Origin of the sequence: Flagellimonas ochracea, assembly GCF_009903685.1 — a bacterium.
GTDB classification, from domain to species: domain Bacteria; phylum Bacteroidota; class Bacteroidia; order Flavobacteriales; family Flavobacteriaceae; genus Flagellimonas; species Flagellimonas ochracea.
The window spans coordinates 16252-33219 of sequence record NZ_JAAABI010000004.1 but is presented as its reverse complement, the minus strand read 5'-3'; the positions used below and the strand labels follow the sequence as shown (position 1 = coordinate 33219).

The 16968-nt window shown below is 42.9% G+C and carries 15 protein-coding genes; 5 read left to right on the top strand and 10 right to left on the bottom strand.

The features are described 5' to 3' along the window. Nucleotides 1–60 precede the first annotated feature (60 nt). Genes GTQ34_RS11830 through GTQ34_RS11820 form a run of 3 tightly spaced genes read right to left on the bottom strand, consistent with a single transcriptional unit; the run spans nucleotide 61 to nucleotide 3169 of the window. Complete coding sequence (locus GTQ34_RS11830; RefSeq protein ID WP_166524020.1) at nucleotides 61–2040, bottom strand: DUF3352 domain-containing protein; 1980 nt, start codon at nucleotides 2038–2040, stop codon at nucleotides 61–63. Nucleotides 2041–2098: 58 nt separating this feature from the next. Next, a complete protein-coding gene (locus GTQ34_RS11825) occupies nucleotides 2099–2758 on the bottom strand; it encodes an aspartate kinase (RefSeq protein WP_166524019.1) in 660 nt (219 codons plus the stop codon). A 51-nt stretch (nucleotides 2759–2809) separates the two neighbouring features. Next, entirely contained in the window at nucleotides 2810–3169 is a 360-nt protein-coding gene (locus GTQ34_RS11820; RefSeq protein ID WP_166524018.1) for a YraN family protein, read from the bottom strand. Between the two features lie 128 nt (nucleotides 3170–3297). On the opposite strand from GTQ34_RS11820, the gene GTQ34_RS11815 reads away from it, so the two are divergent. The 5 genes from GTQ34_RS11815 to GTQ34_RS11795 all read left to right on the top strand — a co-directional run bounded on the left by GTQ34_RS11815 (nucleotide 3298) and on the right by GTQ34_RS11795 (nucleotide 10560). After that, entirely contained in the window at nucleotides 3298–4827 is a 1530-nt protein-coding gene (locus GTQ34_RS11815) for a DUF1800 domain-containing protein (RefSeq protein WP_313790467.1), read from the top strand. 11 nt (nucleotides 4828–4838) lie between these two features. Further along, complete coding sequence (locus tag GTQ34_RS11810) at nucleotides 4839–6563, top strand: DUF1501 domain-containing protein (RefSeq protein ID WP_166524017.1); 1725 nt, start codon at nucleotides 4839–4841, stop codon at nucleotides 6561–6563. 149 nt (nucleotides 6564–6712) lie between these two features. Further along, on the top strand, nucleotides 6713–8788 hold the full coding sequence (gene metG / locus GTQ34_RS11805) for a methionine--tRNA ligase (RefSeq protein ID WP_166524016.1): 2076 nt from the start codon (nucleotides 6713–6715) through the stop codon (nucleotides 8786–8788). Next, nucleotides 8788–9690, top strand: coding sequence for a histone deacetylase family protein (locus tag GTQ34_RS11800; RefSeq protein ID WP_166524015.1), 903 nt, complete (start codon nucleotides 8788–8790; stop codon nucleotides 9688–9690). The genes metG and GTQ34_RS11800 overlap by 1 nt, the downstream gene beginning before the upstream one ends. A gap of 30 nt (nucleotides 9691–9720) precedes the next feature. Further along, nucleotides 9721–10560, top strand: coding sequence for a phosphatase PAP2 family protein (locus GTQ34_RS11795; RefSeq protein ID WP_166524014.1), 840 nt, complete (start codon nucleotides 9721–9723; stop codon nucleotides 10558–10560). A gap of 278 nt (nucleotides 10561–10838) precedes the next feature. Here GTQ34_RS11795 and GTQ34_RS11790 read toward each other — a convergent pair whose 3' ends face one another. From GTQ34_RS11790 to GTQ34_RS11760, 7 genes are all read right to left on the bottom strand, one after another. Further along, nucleotides 10839–11258 (bottom strand): hypothetical protein, encoded by a 420-nt coding sequence (locus GTQ34_RS11790; RefSeq protein WP_166524013.1) that lies wholly within the window; start codon nucleotides 11256–11258, stop codon nucleotides 10839–10841. Between the two features lie 135 nt (nucleotides 11259–11393). Beyond that, the gene (locus GTQ34_RS11785) at nucleotides 11394–11726 is read right to left on the bottom strand and encodes a single-stranded DNA-binding protein (RefSeq protein WP_166524012.1); all 333 of its coding nucleotides are present in this window, start codon (nucleotides 11724–11726) and stop codon (nucleotides 11394–11396) included. A 162-nt stretch (nucleotides 11727–11888) separates the two neighbouring features. Beyond that, nucleotides 11889–12431, bottom strand: a complete 543-nt coding sequence (locus tag GTQ34_RS11780; RefSeq protein ID WP_166524011.1) for a DOMON domain-containing protein — start codon at nucleotides 12429–12431, stop codon at nucleotides 11889–11891. 101 nt (nucleotides 12432–12532) lie between these two features. Then, nucleotides 12533–13258 carry a hypothetical protein gene (locus tag GTQ34_RS11775; RefSeq protein ID WP_166524010.1) on the bottom strand — a complete coding sequence of 242 codons (726 nt, stop codon included), beginning with the start codon at nucleotides 13256–13258 and terminating at the stop codon, nucleotides 12533–12535. A 1-nt stretch (nucleotide 13259) separates the two neighbouring features. Continuing rightward, nucleotides 13260–15458, bottom strand: coding sequence for a xanthine dehydrogenase family protein molybdopterin-binding subunit (locus tag GTQ34_RS11770; protein ID WP_166524009.1), 2199 nt, complete (start codon nucleotides 15456–15458; stop codon nucleotides 13260–13262). Nucleotides 15459–15517: 59 nt separating this feature from the next. Next, a complete protein-coding gene (locus tag GTQ34_RS11765) occupies nucleotides 15518–15982 on the bottom strand; it encodes a (2Fe-2S)-binding protein (RefSeq protein WP_166524008.1) in 465 nt (154 codons plus the stop codon). Between the two features lie 102 nt (nucleotides 15983–16084). Further along, nucleotides 16085–16840 carry a LytR/AlgR family response regulator transcription factor gene (locus tag GTQ34_RS11760; protein ID WP_166524007.1) on the bottom strand — a complete coding sequence of 252 codons (756 nt, stop codon included), beginning with the start codon at nucleotides 16838–16840 and terminating at the stop codon, nucleotides 16085–16087. Between the last annotated feature and the right edge of the window lie 128 nt (nucleotides 16841–16968).

Genomic DNA, 16968 nt, shown 5'->3' with positions numbered 1-16968 from the left:
TGATTTTGCACAGGAAGGTACTAATTGCCTTTCAAATGCTAAAATCAATAGGATGTTATCTTAAAACCGTTTTTTATGAACCAGTTTGCCCTCTTGATCATAATAGCGCCATGTGCCCACTTGCTCATCATTTCGAAAACGTCCCGTCATTTTTTTGGTGCCATCAGGATAGTATTGGGTGTATCGCCCATCTTTATGCCCATCCCTTAAATCCACTTCAAATTTAACATTGCCATTGGCATACTTTCTGCTGAACAATTTTGCACTTAAATCCGTAGGGTAGATGGGATCAAGATTGAAAATTGCATCGGTTATTTCGCCAGATACAGGGTTTTGGTTTTTCGTAATTGAAACAACTCTTTCCTCGAATTGTGCTTTTTTCTTCACTTCTTCCACATTCTGATAATTGGCTATCAATAGACTCTCAAACAAATTATCTTCAGGGGTCAATTGTAATCCCACAAGCGGGAAGCAGATAATAAAATCCTTGTTCTTTAGCATTTTTTTCTTGGTGACAACGTCAGCCAAGGCATACATGTTATCATATAAAACGGGAATGTTACTATAAACAAACACGGTGGATTCCGATTGGAATTTTTTGCTGAACTCCTTATACTCACGAGAAGCGGAAAGCGTGGAACCCTCCACAACACCATCAATGATACTTTTTAAGGTATTGGGATTGTCACTGAACACCACAAAATCATCAATCATGGTAAAGTAGGGTTTGTCAAATGCATCGAACCGGTTGCCCAAAAGCAACTTGAAAAATCCTTTGATGGACAGAAAATTGATTTGATGGTCCTTGTAGTCCACGGCTTTGAACTTTACGGGAGTTTTTTTCCTGATTTGCTCCAATACAAAATCTAAATTCGTTTTCGCGTGCTCGGAATTGTTGGTTTTGAGCACTAAGGCCATATCGTTTTTTCCTTTGGATATGTTGGACTGAATCTGGAGTAGGGCCATTTCATCGCCAATCCAACTCACAAAGTGTTCTTCTACATCGATTTTGAGAAACTGTTCCACTTTTTCTATCCCAGCTTGATAATTCTCAAACCGTTTCGGGTCTTTTTGCTGTACAATGCTAAAATTCTTATAGAATTTGGCAAAACTGTCGAATCCATAGCTAATGTAAAGCGCGGTCCGCATTGGGGCAATGTTGGGAATGCTACGTTTGGCCTTGCCCGATTTTTGCAGAGCTTCCAGGTAATATTCATTGACACTACTGATTTTGGTGAATCCCTTTGCGGTCAGGGCGCTGTTTTTGTCCAACTCAAAATGAAATCCTGAGAACAAGAGATTCTCACTTATCCGTTTTACCCAATCTGAAGATTTGTCCGTGAACCGTTTTATGTAATCATCGAAGTAATTGTATTGCACATACATTCTAAAAAGGTCTTCATGCCCGACCTTTTTGTTGATTTCGATAAAATTGAGATTTCTTCCCAAAACAGGTTCTTGATATTGGTCAATGGATGCTTCGACCAGTGTATGCGTGTAGGAGGCCACCAGTTGATTTTTTATAAAGGCCATGTGCATGGTTTCCTTGCTATTGCGGTCGTGCACCTCCAAGATTTCATGATTGTGATACTGCCGTTTGCTCAAGGTATAATGATTGTTGAGCAGGGTATTAAGATATGTTTTGAGCAGCTTCAGCTTGGCTATGCGCTTGAGGTCGAGCACATAGAAAATTCCATAATCCTTTTGGGAAATCATGTGGATGGAGATAAAAAGGGAACGACCATCAAAAAACTCGAACAATTTGTTGTTGTTCTTGAACACGGTATCCACTTTTTGGATGTTTTCCGTGAGTTCCGAAAAGTAGTCGTTCTTCTGCAAATGATTCCACGCCTCGCTTTCACTCACTCGGCCCCAACTATCCACTGGTTGTTCCGACTCAATGATGAAAACCGCATCTTTGGGAATAAGGTAAATGGATTGCAAATTGGTTTTTGGAGAAAGGATAAAAATGTAGGCCAAATAACAGAGATACGCTCCGAACAGGATCATTGCCCCCAAAAAGATTCTTTTCTTGGTCATTGTTCAAAAAAGTGTCTTCAACAATAACGAATATGTCCTTGGTTTAGTTTATCAAAACCTATAGCGTTTTTAAATCTTTAATAGTCTTGAACGCCACATCGACCTGATCCTCGTTGACCAAAATGGTAAATTCGTTGGTAGTGGATATTACTTCATACAGGACAATGCCCTCCCAAGCCAATCGCTGAAAAATAAAATAGTAGATACCGGGAACCGAAACATTTTCCGCTGGCAATTTCACCGTGATGGAAGACAAATTCTCGGCCTTTTGAGTGCAGCGTTCATTCTTGAAATACTTTTCGACAACGGCATCCATCGAGTTGCTGATCACAATATTGATTTCGTTTACCCCGCGGGAAGAGGTATAAAACACATCTTGATTGGCATTCACCTCCTCCAGTAGCTTCGCCTGTTGTTGCAGAATAGTATCTGAAGCCAGAAAGGTATAGTCGGTTAAATTGGAACGTACTGTAATCTCCCCAATATTTTTTAAGACCTTTACAATCCTGTGCGTGGCCCTAAACTCCAAATCGTCCGATAAGCGCTTCAAGGCCATGACCACCGCCCCATCTTTCACCTCCTTACCCAATTCCTCGGCAATTTCAGGTCTAATCTGTCTGGACAATGAAGTCAAATTGATTATACCCTGTGCCAAGGCGCTTTGCAGAAAGGGTTTCTTTTTGATGTAATGTTCAACAACAGCGGAGATGGTTTTCATTTGGTCAATTTTATGACAAAAATAACATATTGTTATAAAACAAACAAATGGTTAAAAATGATAGAAAGCGTCCTCCAGATGCTCAATTTTGTACTGGTCCATGTCCTTAATAATAGTGATTACATCAAACCGGACATTGACATCCAAATTCTTTTCTTGAACAAAGTTATCCGCGGCAAGGGTCAGCAGTCTCATCTTTTTCCGATTCACAGTGCTGGAAATGTCTTCAAGAAAGCTATTGGTTCTTGACTTCACTTCTACAATCGCCAACACATCCCCTTGTTGTGCGATAAGATCTACTTCGGCATGTTGGTAGCGGTAGTTTTTGACTAAAATGCGATAGCCCTTCTTATACAGAAAATCAGCAGCCATTTGCTCTCCAATAGTCCCAAATTCGTTGTGTTTTGCCATTTGTGTTGAAAAATATTAAAAAAAATGTGCAGTTCATCGAAAAAATTGGTGGTTGATGGCAAAACGAACGTTAAGATTGTAATTTGTTGGACTCATTGAACCACACCCAACGTTAGCTAAACATATAGTTGCCCCAAAACTATGTACCTATTTTAACGCCAGACATTGCTATGGAGTACTTCATCAATTGTAATTCCTCAACGTTGGCCCCGTATACCGCTCCCTTGGATGAGTTACGTGCGGCCCACTTGTATCGGAGGCTAGGTTTTAGTGCCTCAGTACAGACAATTAATGCCGCTGTAGGTCAAACCGCAGATAACCTTGTTGATAATTTGGTCGACCAAGCTCTTGCAGTTCCACCAATTCCAGCACCTGCATGGGCGGATTGGACCGATGCCAATTACCCAGAGGACGACGACTTGGCCCGCCAATTGCGCAGGGCACAGTTGGAAGAATTTTCAATTACCTATGGAAACCAACTTTTGGACAACAACCTACGGGATAGAATGAGCTTCTTTTGGAGCAACCATTTTGTAACCGAATTGGATGTTTATAATTGTAATCAGTTTTTATACTATTATATAAACTGTTTGCAGCGAAATGCCCTCGGTAACTTTAAAACCTTTGTGAGCGAAGTTGGGCTTACCAGTGCCATGTTGTACTATTTGGATGGGGTAAGAAACCGCGGAAACAATCCCAATGAAAACTATGCTCGTGAGCTATACGAGCTTTTCACTCTAGGTGAAGGTAACGGGTATACCGAAGAGGACATTATTGAAACCTCCAAGTCCCTTTCCGGATATACCGAGCGGGGAGAAGAAGGATGTACACAAGTAACTTTTAACCCTGAGGATTTCAATACCGAAAACAAGACAATTCTAGGGCAAACAGGAAATTGGGGTTATGACGACACCATTGACATTCTCTTCAATGAAAGACCCAACGAAATTGCTTGGTTCATTTGCAAGAAGCTGTATGAATTTTTGATTCATCCCGATTCCACAGATGATGATGGCGGCATTGCACCTCAAATTATTGATGGTCTTGCCCAGACGTTCATCGCCAACAATTTTGAAATAGCTCCGGTTCTTAGACAATTGTTTAAAAGCCAGCACTTTTTTGATGATACCGCTATTGGTGTCATTATAAAGAGTCCTTTTGATTTATATATGGGTCTTATCAAAGAAACCGGTTTTACTTATGATGATTCCACGGTAATTAATGTAATAGACGCTAGTAGATTAATTGGTCAAGAGCTTTTTGATCCTTTTGACGTGGCCGGTTGGCAACGCGACAGAGAATGGATCAATACAAATTTTATTATAGGTCGCTGGTTGACAGCGGAGGTTTTCTTGGAACGTTTCTACCAAGCAGACCAAGAGCAATTCAGAGCCTTCGGCATTGCAGCAGCTGGTCCTACGGGAGCTACAGAGAGTGATCCCGCCGTAGTAACTAGAGCCATTGTGGATAAACTGACGCCAAAAGGTTTGTTGACCGATGCCGATTATGATAGGGCTATCACTGTTTTCAGGGAACCTTACGAAGATACCGGAACCTATGAAACCAATAGCTGGAATATGGGACTAGAAGATGCCCATGCGCAAGTTTATCTATTGCTAAGACATATAAGCAGAGAACCCGAATTTCAACTAAAATAACCCCTACAACCATGTGCGATACTCATCACACCCACGATAACGATACATCACCACACAAAGGCCTTGAACACGAAGGCCACGATTTGGAACATAAAAATTGGAGCCGACGGTCTTTTATCCAAGCTTTGGGTATAGCCGGCTCGGGATCCATGTTCTTGGGAAGCAGCTTGGTCTCCGCTTCCGCCCCATCCCCCCTGACCTCTGCCATTGCAGCAGCGGAAACGGATAACATTCTTATATTAATAAGACTTTCGGGCGGTAATGACGGTTTGAGCACTGTTATCCCAATACAACAATATGATACTTATGCTAATGCGCGGCCGAATATCTACATTCCAGAAAGTAAAGTCCTAAAACTTACCGACGATTTTGGTATTCCCACCTACATGAGCTCCCTGGAACCACTCTGGGGAGAAGGGCAGTTTAAGGCTGTTCATGGCGTAGGGTATGAAAACCAAAGTTTGTCCCACTTTACCGGTTCCGACATTTTTGCCAATACCGATTTGACTACCACTGGATTTTCAGGGCTGAATACCGGTTGGATGGGAAGACATTTCGAAGATCTTTATCCCGACTATTTAATTAATCCGCCAGAATCGCCAGCTGCCATTCAAATTGGAAACCTTGCCAATTTGGTCTTCCAAGGTGAAGAAACCAATTATGCCTTTGTGACCAACAACGTGGACCAATTGGAAGAAATAGCGCAAACCGGCACTTTCTACGACATCGAAAATGCACCTTTTGATAACTGTATGTATGGAGACCAACTTCGTTTCTTACGTGGTGTCGCCAATACCACATACGAGTATGCGGGAAAAATTCATGAGGCCTACGAGCGTGGAGATGCTTTGCGATGTGTAGAATATCAGGACAACAACTTTGCCCGCCAATTATCGCTATTGGCCAAACTGATCAAAGGTGGTTTGGGCACCAAGGTTTACATGATTTCCATGGGAGGATTCGACACCCATGGCAACCAGCCCCTTGCCCACGAAAGATTGATGTCGAATCTTTCCATCGCCATCAACAATTTTTATGAGGATTTGGCATGTACCGAACAAGATGATAAGGTACTGAGCATGACTTTTTCTGAATTTGGCCGTAGAATCTTTGAAAACGGATCTAATGGTACCGACCACGGAAAGGCGGCTCCCACCCTATTCTTTGGTTCTGGACTGAGTGGAAGTGCCTTTGTAGGCGACCATCCTTCCTTGGATAGCCCGAACAGCAGAGGAAACCTGGATTATACCATGGACTTTAGGGATTTGTATGGAACGGTATTGGCCGAATGGCTTTGTGTTCCGAGAACTTCTGTGGAGCAACACCTGTTGGGCTATCAGTACAGAGCAATTGATTTGGGCTTCAACTGTAGTGGAGAAACCTTTGACGATATCGCCATGGACAATGACCCACCTACACTGCCCGAAACCCCACCAAGTGAAGATGGCATGGATCCAAATCCAGAAATCTTGGATACCATTGTGCATACGCCCTACTATCCCAACGCAAGTGCTCCACACATCCATTTGGAAATGCCATTTGCGGCTCATGTGGATATTGAGCTGTTCAACATCTTGGGACAAAAGGTCGGAACAGTTTTCAATGAGATGATGCTCGAAGGATCAGCCGAAATCAATATTAGGGAGCGCATGCGCGATAGCTTATCCACCGGAAAGTACATTTACAGAATTTCCGTAGCGGATCAGCGAATGAGCAAATCCGTAATGATTATGTAGTCACTCAAAACACGCATTCCGGAATCCTCCTGTCATGCCTCCCCACACCCCAATTTGGGAGGCATGGTTCGGAGGTTTCCTTTTTTAGGGCAACATCGTATTGGCTTTAGCCAAAATCAGTATTTTTGGAGCTTAATTAATACCAGTACATGCCCAAGAATTCCTCCCCATCAAGATATACGGTAACTGCCGCCTTGCCCTATACCAACGGACCCATTCATATCGGTCATTTGGCTGGGGTCTACGTCCCTGCGGATATATATTCCAGATACCTGCGCCTAAAAGGAAACGATGTGGCCTTTATTTGTGGTAGCGACGAGCATGGTGTGGCCATTCCCATGAAGGCGAAGAAAGAAGGGGTCAATCCCAAGGAAATCATAGATAAGTACCATGGGATCATCAAGAAATCCTTTATGGATTTTGGTATTTCTTTTGATAATTATTCCAGAACCTCGGCAGCGGTGCATCATAAAACAGCATCAGACTTCTTCAAAAAACTGGATGAACAAGGTGATTTTATTGAGGAGGAAACCGAACAACTGTATGATGAGGAGGCCGAACAATTTTTGGCAGACCGTTTTGTGGTCGGAACCTGTCCCAAATGTGGCTACGAAGAAGCCTATGGTGATCAATGTGAAAATTGTGGCTCTTCGTTGAATGCCACGGACCTCATCAATCCAAAATCTACCATTACCGGGGGTATCCCTACCCTTAAAAAGACCAAGCATTGGTTCTTGCCTCTAGACCGCTATGAAGGATTTTTGAAAGAATGGATTCTGGAAGGTCATAAACACGATTGGAAACCCAATGTGTATGGTCAATGCAAATCGTGGATAGATGATGGCCTAAAACCACGGGCGGTTACGCGCGACCTAGACTGGGGAATTCCGGTCCCTGTGGAAGGTGGTGAAGGAAAAGTGCTCTATGTTTGGTTCGATGCGCCCATCGGCTATATCTCATCAACCAAGGAGTGGGCCGAGCGTGAAGGCAAGGACTGGGAACCATATTGGAAGGATGAAAACACGCAATTGGTGCATTTTATAGGGAAAGACAACATTGTTTTTCATTGTATAATCTTCCCTTGCATGCTCAAGGCCCATGGCGATTTTGTGCTGCCCGAAAATGTTCCAGCCAATGAGTTCTTAAATTTGGAAGGAAATAAACTTTCCACCTCCAAAAACTGGGCAGTTTGGCTGCATGAGTATTTGGAAGAGTTTCCAAACATGCAAGATGTGCTCCGATATGCCTTAACGGCCAACGCACCGGAAACCAAGGACAACGATTTTACCTGGAAAGATTTTCAAGCCAGAAACAACAATGAGTTGGTTGCCATATTCGGCAATTTCGTGAACCGTGTAACGGTGCTTACCCATAAATATTACAACGGGGTTGTGCCGACCCCCACTAAGCTTCACAAAATTGACAAGGATACTTTGGCTACGCTGAAAGGTTTTCCGGAAATTTTATCCAATTCCTTGGAACGATACCGCTTCCGGGAGGGCAGTCAAGAGTTGATGAACCTGGCCCGTCTGGGCAATAAATATCTAGCGGACGAAGAACCTTGGAAATTAATCAAGACCGATGAGGAACGGGTAAAAACCATTATGTATGTAGCCCTTCAAATTGCAGCGGGATTGGCCACACTCAGTGAGCCGTTTTTGCCCTTCACTTCAGAAAAACTCAAAAATATTTTGAATGTCAGATCCAGCGCAGTCGAGACCTCTTGGAATGATATGGGCACAAATGAAGCGCTGTTGCCTTCAGGTCACCAAATCAACAAAAGTGAACTCCTGTTCCGCAAAATAGATGACGCCGAAATCCAACAGCAACTGGAAAAACTGGAAGCCACCAAAAAAGTGAATGCACAAATGGAAAAAGAAATCGCTCCCCAAAAGGACACCATCACCTTTGATGATTTTAGTAACCTGGACATGCGAGTGGGCACCATAGTGGAAGCGGAAAAAATGCCCAAGGCCAATAAATTGCTAGTTCTAAAAGTGGATACGGGTCTGGACACCCGAACCATTGTTTCGGGAATTGCAGAAAGTTTTAACCCCAAGGACATCGTGGGCAAAAAAGTGACCGTTTTGGTGAACCTTGCCCCCAGAAAACTTCGTGGTGTGGAAAGTGAGGGCATGATTTTGATGACAGAGAATGAAGAAGGCAAACTCGTTTTTGTCAACCCCGATGAGGATGGTGTTGGGAATGGGGAGACCATCAACTGATGCTCAAAATAGCCTATCACCCCATTTACAAACACCCGTTGCCCGAAGGGCATCGGTTTCCCATGGTCAAATACGAACTGTTGCCCCAACAACTGTTGCATGAGGGTACTTGCTCGGAAGAAAATTTTTTTGAACCTACATTTCCAGATGACCAACACATTTTGGCCACCCATGAAGAAATGTACTATCAAGATTTGATCAATCTAGCGCTTACACCCAGGGCAGTCCGTAAAATCGGATTCCCCCTAAGCGATGAATTGGTGCAACGGGAACGCATCATAGCGGATGGCACCCTACGGGGATGTGATTTTGCCCTTCAACATGGTATTGCCATGAACATTGCTGGCGGCACACACCATGCTTATTCTAATCGTGGAGAGGCCTTTTGCCTGCTGAACGACCAAGCCATCGGTGCGCGCTATCTCCAGCAAAAGGGATGGGCGAAAAACATCCTGATCATCGATTTGGATGTGCACCAAGGTAATGGCACTGCAGAGATTTTTGCGACTGACCCAACTGTTTATACCTTTTCCATGCATGGCAAAGGCAACTATCCTTTTAAAAAGGAAACTTCAGACTTGGACATTCCCTTGGAAAAGGGCACAAACGACCAAGAATACCTTTCAATCTTAAAAAGAACACTTCCTGAGTTGTTGCAAAACGTGGAACCCGATTTCGTTTTTTACCTCTGTGGGGTGGATATTTTGGCTTCGGATAAACTGGGAACCCTGGCCATGACCTCGGAGGGCTGTAAGGAACGTGACCGCTATGTGCTTCAAACCTGTTACGATGCCCAGATTCCAATGCAATGCAGCATGGGTGGTGGTTATTCCCCCGATATCAAAACCATTGTAGAGGCCCACGCCAATACCTTTCGACTGGCACAGAATATTTATACGTAATTTTACAAAGTAAACCAACCTTTAATCCACATGAAATTCCTAAAAAACCTCCCGATATTTCTGGTGATTATTTTGATTATGTCCCCCGAGGTACAAGCGCAAAAAAAAGACAAACTTTGGAACCATTTCACCTACGATGTGGGCACTATTTTTGGTGGGGTCGGTCATGCCTATTCACGCCCCTTTCATTGGAAGGGAAAAGATTGGGCCAATTTTGGGTACTTGGCCAGTGGGACCTTGCTGCTCTTTACGGTGGATGATGAACTCAATAATTGGACCAACGGTTTTAATCAAGATGTTCCCGATTTTGTTTTGGATTATGGCAATGAGTATGGTAGTCCTGAAAACAATTACATGCTTACCGGTGGGGTCTATTTATTTGGACTTTTCACCAAAAATGAAAAATTAAGACGTACAGGGGTACTGCTTATTTCCTCGGCTACCGCAGGCGGCCTGTTACAGCAAGTCAGCAAGAGGATTGTGGGCCGAGCCCGACCCAAAAGTGGTGAAAACTCCGATGTTTATGACCCTTTTAATATCGATAGGGTATTCAATTTTGATTCTTTTCCTTCGGGCCATGCCATGTTGTCCTTCAGCAATGCCTACGCCATCGCCAAGCAATTTAAAAGCCCTTGGATAAAAGCCGGTCTTTACACGGTGGGAGCCATTCCTGGTTTTGCTCGCATCATGGATGATTTTCATTGGGTGTCCGATGTGGCCTTCAGTACGGTTTTGAGCATTTTTATTGTTGAATCGATTGATAAATATTTGGATAGAAAGTACAACGAAAAATACAATGCCGATACTAAAAAAGTAAGCTGGAACTTGACCTTTGGCCCAAACACCTTGGGCATGGCACTTCGGTTTTAACGTTTTTTCATGCCACTTTGTTAATAATTTTTTATTTAGATTAATTTAAAATAATTATTTTTGGACCATCGGAATCAACCATGGGCAAAAAGAAGAAAAATTCCAAAAAAAAGCAGAAAAAGGCTTTGCTGAAAAATTTGTCTCCGAACAATTGCAAGACCAAATGCTGTAAAAAATATAAAAAAGGCGAGCATAAACGCTGCAAGCGCTGTCCCTGTTTTGACCTTTTAAAGAAAGTAGCTTAAGAATCCACCGAAGTGTGGATTTTTTTATGCCACTTATCGGTTTTTTCTTGTTGCCAAATTCTGGGTCACCTTGCTTTTACTTGCCTCTAAAATATCCCCAAAATCGGATGAAGAAAGATAGTCCTGGGCCCAAGCGTAGTATTCGGGTCCATGGCCACAGGAAGTATTGCAGTTTTGCAGGTGTTGGTAATAGGCCGTTTTCTTTTGCCTCTTGTAGGCCAAATAGGCCGAAAAGTTGACCTTGCCCAATTTCCGTTCGTAGTTGCGTTGGTCTATCCAATAATCTTGGGCGTCTTGATTGGTCAATACATGCAATGAAGCTTCATAAGCAGCATCCCTAAGTGCCAATTGTTCATAAAAACGCAATCCCTGAAATGCAGCTCCCCCCTGTTGGGCAAACCCCCATGGGCCCAAACTTGCAAAAAGCAATAAAAAGAGGAATCTAACTTGCATGACCTTAGTTTATAGTGTTAGACGAAAAAGCGCCCGAATCGTTGCACCATCTTTCCTTAAATTAGTATGAAATATGTGTTAAAAAAAAGAAAGGGGACCAACTGGCCCCCTTTTACGATAATCCGTAGGATTAAATTATTTCCCCAACATTAGAAGTTCGTTGCAGCGTACCTCTGTTATGTATCTTTTTTCGCCCTCTTTGGTTTCATAACTGCGGGAGGTCAACTTGCCTTCTATGGCAATCTCCTTTCCTTTAACAAGATAGTTTTCGGCAATCTCCGCTGTTTTGCCCCAAGCAATTACATTGTGCCATTGGGTATCGGTAACTTTTTCTCCCTGTGCGTTTTTGTATGTTTCATTGGTGGCGACGGAAAACTTGGCCAATTTGTTTCCATTTTCGGTTACAATGATTTCTGGATCGTTTCCTAGGTTTCCAATCAACTGTACTTTGTTTTTTAGCGAATTCATAATTTTTAATTTTTGCGTTAAACAGTTAAGACTATCGAACTCTTATCATTCGACAGGGCAAACATAGCGGCTTGGAAAATTCGCATTCGGTATTAAAACGTTTGCTTTCGTTTGTAAACGGATGTAAATGATTGTAGACATATAGGTGCCTTCTATTTGAAGTCACTTCAAATCCAACCTAAGCCACTGCTGGGGTGTATATCTTGAAGTTCCCTCAGGAAAGATGATGTCCGGTGCCTTTCCTTCAAAATCTCTAAACTCCACTCTAATGAGAAGTTCGTTATCGGTCATCCTTTCCTTGGAAATCTGGAATTCGAAACCATCGTAAGAAGCTAGGGCTTCTCGAAGAGGGACATCTTCTTCATCTGAAATAATTTTGACCGTATTGGCCTTCCAATCCGTATTGTTGCCCCAGTTCCATTTGGGTAGGGTGTCGTTCCAATTTCCTTTTAGCATCCGCTCGCCCAATTGCATGGAAGCATGTAGATTGGTCAGCACAGCATCCTGTTTCAGATATAAATCCACATAGCGTGTCCATTTTTTTCTTCCTTCCACCGCAATGTAGAGGTTTTTATCATCCTGCAAAAAACGTATTTGGCTCCCTTTTTCAATCGTGATGGTTTCAGCTCTCCGCCACTCCTTGGAATCTATACGGCCGTCCAATAATATTTGGTTTTGTCCCCGCGGAACGCGGATTTGTGACATGACTGGTAATGAAATACACATGATACAAACCATTAGAGAAATCTTAAATAAGGATTGCCAATAGGTAAAATCACGTTTAAACCGTTCCATTCTATTTGGTGTTACAGGTGGTCACAACTAAATTCGACATTTTCATCCAAAAATTCAGAAACTAAATACTCAAACCGAAATCCACCATCCATGGAAGTGCCCCAACTGGGTAAAATGGCATCACCTAATTTCTTGTAGGGACCATAATAGTGTTGATTTAATTTCCCATTGTAATAATTTCCCCAACTGTATTGCTTTCCATTGGCATCAACCAAAAACCAACATAGCAACTTTCCCCTGTCATAAATATTAAGTCTGTTTTGGTCCTCGGTGAGCTCAACCCTAATATGAGGATCTCCCTTCGCCAACCGATGATATATGTAATATGGAGATTGTTTCAACCCTTGGCGTTCCATCTGGAGCACGTCCATTTCCATTTCCTCATGATTTCCCTCCCTAACCGTACACCCATTCTCCACACCGATGTATTCTATATAAGAAGAAGTATCGGTCCGGGATTCTATCCGTCTTGTTGTGCTATCCAAATCTCGAATAATTTTGAGATTGGCTTCGGTCCCATTCCTTAAAAAGGCCTTCTCATAAACAATAAATATCTTTTTTGACCAGACTTGTTTACCTCCTGCATTGTGAAGAATTTTTGAAGCGGCCGCTACGGCCTCATCTTCTCCAGAAACATCGACCAAGGCTATTTCAGCTTCTTGGGCAGAAAGATTTCCTGTTATTATAAATGCCCATAAAACTGATAGATTTCTCCATTTAAAAATGTAGTTTTTCATGTTATCCTGTTTGAATTTGACTGCCAACTGGCAGTTTTCGAATTCTTTTCCCCGTAGCAGCGTAAATAGCATTTGCCAAGGCTGGTGCCGCCGGAGGCAAGGGTGGTTCGCCCAATCCCCGTGGTGGCAAGTCATTTTTGATGAACTCCACATGCATCTCGGGAATTTCGTTGAGGCGCATCCATCGGTAGTCATGGAAGTTGGATTGAACCGTAGCTCCATCCTTAATGGTGATCTCACCATATAACGCTGCACATAACCCCTCCAAAATGGCCCCTTCCACTTGTGCTTCAGCCCCGGAAGGATTTACCACAAGGCCACAATCCACTACGGCATCTACTCGAATTATTTTAAGTTGATTGTTCCCTCCTACTTCCACGGTGACCACCTCCGCCACAAAGGAGCCTGCTTGCCTATGTGCTGCAAACCCCCTGCCTTGTCCTTCTTGCAATGGAGTATCCCAACCACTGTTTTGCCTTACTTTATCTACAACCGCCCTTAAACGTCCTGTGTCATACTTAAATTCTCCTACCACGGGGACCATTCGTGGTGGCCCTAGAAATTCCATGAAGTAATCAATATGGTCCTTTTTGTTGAACACGGCCAGCTCATTAAGAAAACTGTGTGCGGCAAAGGCCGTTGCGGTAGGCCCAACAGCTCGCCATTGTCCTAGGGGCACATCACTCAGTACATGGCCGTATTCAAACTGCAGATTGGGAACAAATCCGGCTGGAAAATCATATTCATCTATCTCGGTACCTGCTGGACCGCCATCCCTACCCAATGATGTCTTTCGGGATGCATTGGCCAGAATTTGTTGCCACCCAATCACCTTGCCATTTTCATCCAAGGCAGCGGAAATTTTTTGCACACTCGCTGGACGGTACCAATCATGCTTTACGTCTTCCTCGCGAGTCCAAATGAGTTTGACAGGCTTCCCCATTTTTTTTGAAAGTATTGCGGCATCCATGGCATAGTCCACATAAAACCTTCTGCCGAAACCACCTCCTATTCTTGGCAGATGTATCTTTATTTGCTCGGGTTTTAATCCAAAAAGTTTTACAAGACCCGCTTCAAGGGCAGCTGGATTCTGCGTGGGCGCCCAAACTTCACATATGTCGGAACGAAAATGGACTGTACAGTTCATGGGTTCCATGGTGACATGGGCCAAAAAGGGAACTTCATACACATGTTCTACATAGGAAACTGCTCTTTTTTTAGCTTCTTCGATATTTCCATCCTGTCTTTCCACAGAAGTCTCCGCGAGTTGGTCATGAAATTTTTTGAATATCCCAGCTGAAGCCTCTTGTCTTGAATTTGTGTTATCCCAAACCACCTCAAGTTTTTCTGCTCCTCTAAAGGCCGCCCAGGTGGAGTTGGCCAAAACAGCAACGCCGTTTACGAAATTGGGACTGTTAGCATCAAGAAGTCGTCCCCCATATTCACTGTTGTCCAATTCAATTACGTTCGTTACTCCGGCAACGCTTCGGGTTTGGGTATCGTCAAAGCTTTGTACTTTGCCCCTGTGCACCGGAGTTTTGACTACGGTGGCGTACACCATGTCTGGTAAGTGTAAATCAATACAGTATGGAACCGTTCCACTCACCATCTTCTCCAAATCCACTTGCGGGCAAATTTTCCCCACAATTTCATAACTCTCGGTAGGTCTGAAATCGACCTCTTCGGGCAGAGTAATTGTGGAGGCAGAAACCACCAGTTCACCAAAAGGAATTGTTCTGTTCGTTTTTTCATGGACAACATCACCTTTTCTAGTGGTCAGCTCCGAAGCGGGGACTTCCATTTGTTGTGATGCGGCTGCAATAAGTGCATGTCTAACTCGAGCTCCAGCAGTGCGCATTAAATCCCAGTTTAAAACAACAGCATAACTTCCCCCAGCCCATTGTTCTTCATAGCTTGTATCAAAATCTCCTTGAACCACACGCACTTTTTCCCAATCTGCCCCTAGTTCCTCAGCCAGAATCATGGGCAACGTGGTCTTTACCCCTTGCCCTATTTCTGGATTTTTGGCAATTAGCGTTACCCAACCGTCAGTGTCAATTTGTATGAGTGGCACGAATCCGTAATTCTCGGCTTTTTGTTTATTTGGCATACAGGATTGATAGTGTAATCCCACAACCAGTGCACCACTGGCCGAAGCGGTCAATTTGATGAAATTTCTTCTTCCCAATGTATTTTTCATGGTATGCTTTTTATTCTTGGATTATCAAAAAACAATAAAACTTAATGAAGCGGTTGCTATCAGTTTTCGGTTTCTGTGATAGCAATCTGAATGGCTTTTCTTATCCGAGTGTAAGTGCCACATCGGCAAATGTTGCCTTGTAATGCTTGATTAATTTCCTCGTCTGAAGGTTCGGGATTATTGGAAAGCAGGTCAAAAGTGCTCATTATAAATCCGGGCTGACAATATCCACATTGTGGCACATCGGCCGCTATCCATGCTTTCTGAATGGGATGGTCCGCACCTTCCGAAAGCCCTTCAATCGTTAAAACCTCATCTTTGCCAATATATTGAATGGCCATTGCACATGATCGCACGGATTTTCCGTTCACAATTACAGTACAGGAACCGCAGATTCCCTTTCCACAGGCATATTTGGTGCCAGTTAATCCCAAAATATCACGTAGCACCCATAGTAATGGGGTGTCTGGTTCAGCAGAAAACGTTCTTTTTTTATTGTTTACAGTGAGGGTAAATGATGCCATTTTTCGCTTGATTTTGAAATCAATTTATTCCTAAAATGGTCAACCTGCGTAATCAAAATGACGCAATGCAGTAAATGCACAAATTTTTGATAGTGAATTGCACTAGTAGGTTCTGTTCTTGAAAAACTGAAGGATTTCTTTGGCGAAACTTCGGCTTACCCTTCTTCGGGTGCCATCTTTGAGCACCACCTCCAAACTTTGGGTATTGCCCCTTGATATTTCCGATACATAATCAACATTGACTATGGTTGATCTATGGATTTTCTTGAAATTATCGGAGGGCAACACATCGTGAAATGACTTCAGTGTCCTCCGCATCATGAAAATACCTTCTGTGGTCGACAGTTTGGTATAATAGTTTTCAGCAACCAACCAGTGAATTTGAGAAGGATTACAAAAATACTTTTTGTCTCCGCGGGTGAGTTCAAAGAGTGGTGACCGGTTGTCCTCTTCGCCTGCCTTCGACTTGAGTTTGTCAATTGCAAACCACAGCAACCCAATATCGATGAGTGTCCAGAAAATGAAAAAGTAGCGATATACACCAAATCGGAAGCCAGAAAACTCTCGATAAGGACTAAAATTGGAGCTTATCAAAACAAACCAGCCGTAATGAAAACAAATCCAAAGAAAGCCATAACCAAATACATAGACATCCCCATATTCTATGGACTTGGTTTTTTTTATGGTTTTTTCCAAGCCTTTAAACCCCATAATCCAAGGTGTCCAAATAACCAACTGCCATATCAACACATGAAGTAAGGAGACTTGTTCTCTGGTTTCATATTCCCTCCAGTGAATCAAAAACCCCAAAAGGGTTGCTATTACCGTTGTTAAAATGAAAAGATTTCTGGTCTTCATAAAATTATCAAGGCAAATCTAAATGTTCGCTTTCCTTGCCCAAAAGTTATCAATTCGAGATAATTTGTTAAGATTTTCTAAGATAGGTCAATATGGACAACACAAAACGTTAAAACTTGTTAAATACT

What these genes read in the sequence shown, in the direction of transcription:
- GTQ34_RS11780 (WP_166524011.1), bottom strand. Translation starts at nt 12,431, where the DNA reads ATGTCACAAATCCGCGTTCCGCGGGGACAAAACCAAATATTATTGGAC.
- GTQ34_RS11820 (WP_166524018.1), bottom strand. Translation starts at nt 3,169, where the DNA reads ATGGCAAAACACAACGAATTTGGGACTATTGGAGAGCAAATGGCTGCT.
- GTQ34_RS11760 (WP_166524007.1), bottom strand. Translation starts at nt 16,840, where the DNA reads ATGAAGACCAGAAATCTTTTCATTTTAACAACGGTAATAGCAACCCTT.
- GTQ34_RS11810 (WP_166524017.1), top strand. Translation starts at nt 4,839, where the DNA reads ATGTGCGATACTCATCACACCCACGATAACGATACATCACCACACAAA.
- GTQ34_RS11775 (WP_166524010.1), bottom strand. Translation starts at nt 13,258, where the DNA reads ATGAAAAACTACATTTTTAAATGGAGAAATCTATCAGTTTTATGGGCA.
- GTQ34_RS11785 (WP_166524012.1), bottom strand. Translation starts at nt 11,726, where the DNA reads ATGAATTCGCTAAAAAACAAAGTACAGTTGATTGGAAACCTAGGAAAC.
- metG (WP_166524016.1), top strand. Translation starts at nt 6,713, where the DNA reads ATGCCCAAGAATTCCTCCCCATCAAGATATACGGTAACTGCCGCCTTG.
- GTQ34_RS11790 (WP_166524013.1), bottom strand. Translation starts at nt 11,258, where the DNA reads ATGCAAGTTAGATTCCTCTTTTTATTGCTTTTTGCAAGTTTGGGCCCA.
- GTQ34_RS11800 (WP_166524015.1), top strand. Translation starts at nt 8,788, where the DNA reads ATGCTCAAAATAGCCTATCACCCCATTTACAAACACCCGTTGCCCGAA.
- GTQ34_RS11770 (WP_166524009.1), bottom strand. Translation starts at nt 15,458, where the DNA reads ATGAAAAATACATTGGGAAGAAGAAATTTCATCAAATTGACCGCTTCG.
- GTQ34_RS11825 (WP_166524019.1), bottom strand. Translation starts at nt 2,758, where the DNA reads ATGAAAACCATCTCCGCTGTTGTTGAACATTACATCAAAAAGAAACCC.
- GTQ34_RS11830 (WP_166524020.1), bottom strand. Translation starts at nt 2,040, where the DNA reads ATGACCAAGAAAAGAATCTTTTTGGGGGCAATGATCCTGTTCGGAGCG.
- GTQ34_RS11765 (WP_166524008.1), bottom strand. Translation starts at nt 15,982, where the DNA reads ATGGCATCATTTACCCTCACTGTAAACAATAAAAAAAGAACGTTTTCT.
- GTQ34_RS11795 (WP_166524014.1), top strand. Translation starts at nt 9,721, where the DNA reads ATGAAATTCCTAAAAAACCTCCCGATATTTCTGGTGATTATTTTGATT.